The organism is Humidesulfovibrio sp., from assembly GCF_031082295.1.
Classification (GTDB): domain Bacteria; phylum Desulfobacterota; class Desulfovibrionia; order Desulfovibrionales; family Desulfovibrionaceae; genus Humidesulfovibrio.
Genome location: NZ_JAVHLD010000064.1, coordinates 1 through 3,533, shown reverse-complemented (window position 1 = coordinate 3,533; position 3,533 = coordinate 1). Strand labels below are relative to the sequence as shown.

4 protein-coding genes are annotated in these 3,533 nt (G+C 69.1%); all 4 read right to left on the bottom strand.

Annotation, left to right across the window (positions count from 1 at the left end):
• Positions 1 to 140: 140 nt before the first annotated feature.
• Entirely contained in the window at positions 141 to 713 is a 573-nt protein-coding gene (locus RDU24_RS15785) for a flavin reductase family protein (protein ID WP_308736742.1), read from the bottom strand.
• A gap of 117 nt (positions 714 to 830) precedes the next feature.
• A complete protein-coding gene (gene yedF, locus RDU24_RS15780; protein WP_308736741.1) occupies positions 831 to 1,451 on the bottom strand; it encodes a sulfurtransferase-like selenium metabolism protein YedF in 621 nt (206 codons plus the stop codon).
• A 192-nt stretch (positions 1,452 to 1,643) separates the two neighbouring features.
• Positions 1,644 to 2,639, bottom strand: coding sequence for an electron transfer flavoprotein subunit alpha/FixB family protein (locus tag RDU24_RS15775; protein WP_308736740.1), 996 nt, complete (start codon positions 2,637 to 2,639; stop codon positions 1,644 to 1,646).
• Positions 2,640 to 2,665: 26 nt separating this feature from the next.
• Positions 2,666 to 3,469: an electron transfer flavoprotein subunit beta gene (locus tag RDU24_RS15770; RefSeq protein WP_308736739.1), complete on the bottom strand. Its 804-nt coding sequence runs from the start codon at positions 3,467 to 3,469 to the stop codon at positions 2,666 to 2,668.
• Between the last annotated feature and the right edge of the window lie 64 nt (positions 3,470 to 3,533).

Here is a 3,533-nt window from a genome sequence, read left to right as displayed (position 1 = left end):
CCCAGTCCAACCGACGCGCCCGCCCTCGCCGCCCCTGTCCCGCCCCATTGGGGGGTCCGGGGCCTCAGGCCACCGGCCGCCGGAGGCATCTCCCGGCCCTCGGCGGGGTCCAGGGGGCGGCGCCCCCTGGGGTGTCTTCGCTACCCGCTGAACTTCTTGCCGACGCTGAAGCCTTGCGCCACGGCAGCGCCGACGCCGTAGTATTTGCTGGAGCCCGGCGCGAACAGTATCGGCAGGAGCTTGGTCAAGTCCACGTGTCCGTCGGCGTCGAGCACCTCGGCATCGGCCTTGACGTCCATGATCTCGCCGATGAACTGGGTGTGCGCGCCCAGGTCCAGGGCTTGGAGGAGCCTGCACTCGATGACGAGCGGGAACTCCGCGACGTAGGGCGCGTAGACGAGCTCGCTTTTGACGGCTGTGAGCCCGGTGACGGCAAATTTGTCCGCCACGCTGCCGCTGACCATGCCCACGTAGTCGGCTTCGGCCACGTGGCGCTCTGAGGGCACGCTGACGGTGAAGGCCTTGCGTTGCATGACGCCGGCGTACGTGTGGCGTTCGGCCCGCACGGACACGGCGAGGCAGGGCGGCGCGGAGCAGCAGATGCCCCCCCAGGCGGCGGTCATCATGTTGGGCTTGCCGGCGGTGTCGTAGGATCCGATCACCCAAACGGGCGTGGGCTGGGCCAGGGTCTTGGCCCCCAGGGATACTTTCATGGCGGCGCTCCTTGAACGGTCACGGTTTCGTCACTCTGGCATACTGCCGCGCCGGGCACCCTTTTGGCAAGTCTTTAGGATGCCGCGGCGGGCAGACGGCCCCGCGCCACAAGCCCGCTAGGCCCGGATGACCTTGCCCGCCAGGTGCAGGCTGGTGACCACGTCGAGCATGTTGGTGGTTTCGCCCACCTGCTTGGCGGCCATGAGGTCGAAGTAGGTCAGGCAGGTGCCGCACACCAGCACCTGCGCGCCGTTTGCGGCCAGGGCCGCGAGCTTTTCCAGGCAGGGGTGGCCGGTGGTGGCCAGCTTTACGCCGCCGTTGACCAGGATGACCCGCCAGAGGCTTGTTCCGAGTTCCGGCAGGGTGGCGAGGAAGTTCAGCATGAGCTTGCCGCCCAGCTCGTCGCTGCCCGCGCCGATGCCTTCGGAGGCGATGAGCACCGTGACCTTTTCGTTGGCGGGGGCCGAGGCGGGGGCCGAGGCGCTGGCGACGGCGGCCTCCCCGGCGGACATGACGTGGGCCGTGCGCGTGACGAAGAGCTTGGTGTGGTCCGGCGCCTCTGCCGTGGCCACGCTGTAGCCCTTGCCGCCGAGCAGCCGCAGCACGTTTTCCTGCGCGGCGGCGTCGCTCAGCAGCACCACGAAGCTCTCGGGCGCTTCTTGCTCGATGACCTCCAGGCAGCGCATGACCGGGCCGGGGCAGGCCAGTCCGCGGCAATCCAAGACTTTCTCGCTCATTATTGATTTCTCCTATTTGTGAGATTGATTGTTGCGATCGAGCGAGGCCTAGCTGGCATTGCCCGGTCTGTCAATGAGCACGCACGTCCGGGCGCGCAGGAGTCCGGGCGCGGGCGCGAGGCGCAAAAAAACCGCCGGGACAGGATCTTTCGACCCCGCCCCGGCGGTTGTGTTTCGTCTGGGCTCGTGGCGCTACTTCAGCAGCTCCACGACCTTGTTCACCACGGCAAAGGCGTCGGCAACGTAGAGCACGTCGGCCTTGCCCTGGGCCCAGCCGCAGCTGGCGTCCAGGTTGATGGCGCGGCGCTCGCCGATGAAGCGCCAGCCGACCACGTGGGGTTCCTCGCCGTGGCAGCAGGTGGCCAGGCCCTTCTGGTGGCGCGGGGTGGAGCCAGTCTGCCCCACCTGGTGCATGTGGGTGAGGAAGGGCAGCGCGCCGCCGTCGCCGCTCTGGTCCACCAGGGACTTGGAGCTGCCGAGCGAGCACTGGGTGGCGGCCAGCAGGCTGAGGATGAGCTGGCTGGCCTCGTCCAGGTGCTTCTGGCCGTCGGGCTGGGACTTGCCCCAACCGGCGCCGGCCACGAGGAGCATCTTGGCCTCGGGACGGATGGTCTGGGCGTCGGCCGCCGGGGACTTGATGCCCGTGACCTGGGTGCGCGTGGCGGGCGTGACGGAGAGCATCTCGACGCTGGCGGAACCAGGGGCGCTCACGGCCTCGAAGCAGCCCGTGTCCACGGTGACGAGCCAGGGGCGGGCGTCGCGCTCGATCTTGCCGACCATGCGCTGGCGGTAGAACCAGCGGGTGGCCACGACCTTGCCGCCATCCAGCGCGAGGCCGGTGAGGCGGGTGTCGATGGCCGCGCCCAGGCGCTGGGCGACGCCAGCGGCCACGCGGCTGGCGCGGGAGGTGGCGGGCATGACGATCAGGTCCGCGCCCGCGGCTTTGGCGAGGGCCACGCAGGCGGCTGCGTCGGAGCCGTAGCGCGCGGTGGCGAACTCGGCCCCGGCCACGCCGAGGAACTTGCCCGCGCCGCAGGCCGCGATGCTGTCGGCGGCGGCCTGGACCTCGGCCCCGTAGAGGCCGACGGTCAGATCACCACCCAGGGCCTTGGCCGCGCCCAGGGCCTCGCTGGCGGCCTTGCCGAGGCTGCCGCCGTCATCCGTATGCGCAAGGAAAAGCACTTTCATATTCTGTCGCTCCTTCGAAGCGGGCCTTAAGCCCGGATCCAGTCCGCGATCTCGCGGGCGATGTCGTCCACCGAGGCGTTCTTGACGATGCGCGTCTCGCGGCGCTGGCTGGGCACTTCCACACTGGCGAAGCGCAGGCCCTCGCCCTTCAGCGGGGCCGGGGCGGCCTTCTGCAGCGCGGGCATGATGAAGCGCATGTTGGCCATGCCGACCTGCGGGTTGTTGGGCGGCTCGGGCAGGTTGCCCGTGGCCCAGCCCAGCGCCGCCGGGGCGCCCTGGCAGGAAGACTGCTGGTAGCTGCCGCCCTCGATGCGCTCAAGCACGGTGAAGCTGCCGTCGTCGCCCATGTTGATCTCGTCCACGCCCTGGAACTGGTCGGTGATGCCGAGCATTTCGCCCACCATCTGCAAGACCGCGCCGGTGCCGCGAGAGGCAGACTGCCAGCCGCCGAAAAGCAGCAGCTTGCTCTTGTCCAGGCCGGGGATCTTCTCCACAGCGCCGGCAAGCGCGGCGGCGGTCTCCGCGGCGTCGGTGAAGCCGCCCGCCGGGCCGTCGAGCACCACGATCTCAAAGGGCACCTTCTGGGCCACGTTCATCATCACCTGCTGCAGCTTGGCCTTGGGACCGAGCGCCACGAGGTACACCTTGCCCTCGACCTTCTTGGCGAGGTTGGCGGCCTCGTAAAGCGCATGGCCCGCCCAGGGGTCGAGCACCGCGGGCAGCATCATCTCGTTCTTGAGCGCCGGGCCGGTGGGGCCGACGATGGGCTCCAGGGTCTGGAGCGGGTCGGGCACGATGGACCCGAGCACCACGATCTGCAATCCTTTCATGCGAACTCCTTGAAGAGTGATTTGTCTCGGGGGAGGAGGGGAACTTTTTCCAAAGAAGTTCCCC

Bases quoted from the DNA above. Each gene is read 5' to 3' on its own strand.
- yedF (WP_308736741.1), bottom strand. From the start codon at position 1,451: ATGAGCGAGAAAGTCTTGGATTGCCGCGGACTGGCCTGCCCCGGCCCG.
- RDU24_RS15770 (WP_308736739.1), bottom strand. From the start codon at position 3,469: ATGAAAGGATTGCAGATCGTGGTGCTCGGGTCCATCGTGCCCGACCCG.
- RDU24_RS15775 (WP_308736740.1), bottom strand. From the start codon at position 2,639: ATGAAAGTGCTTTTCCTTGCGCATACGGATGACGGCGGCAGCCTCGGC.
- RDU24_RS15785 (WP_308736742.1), bottom strand. From the start codon at position 713: ATGAAAGTATCCCTGGGGGCCAAGACCCTGGCCCAGCCCACGCCCGTT.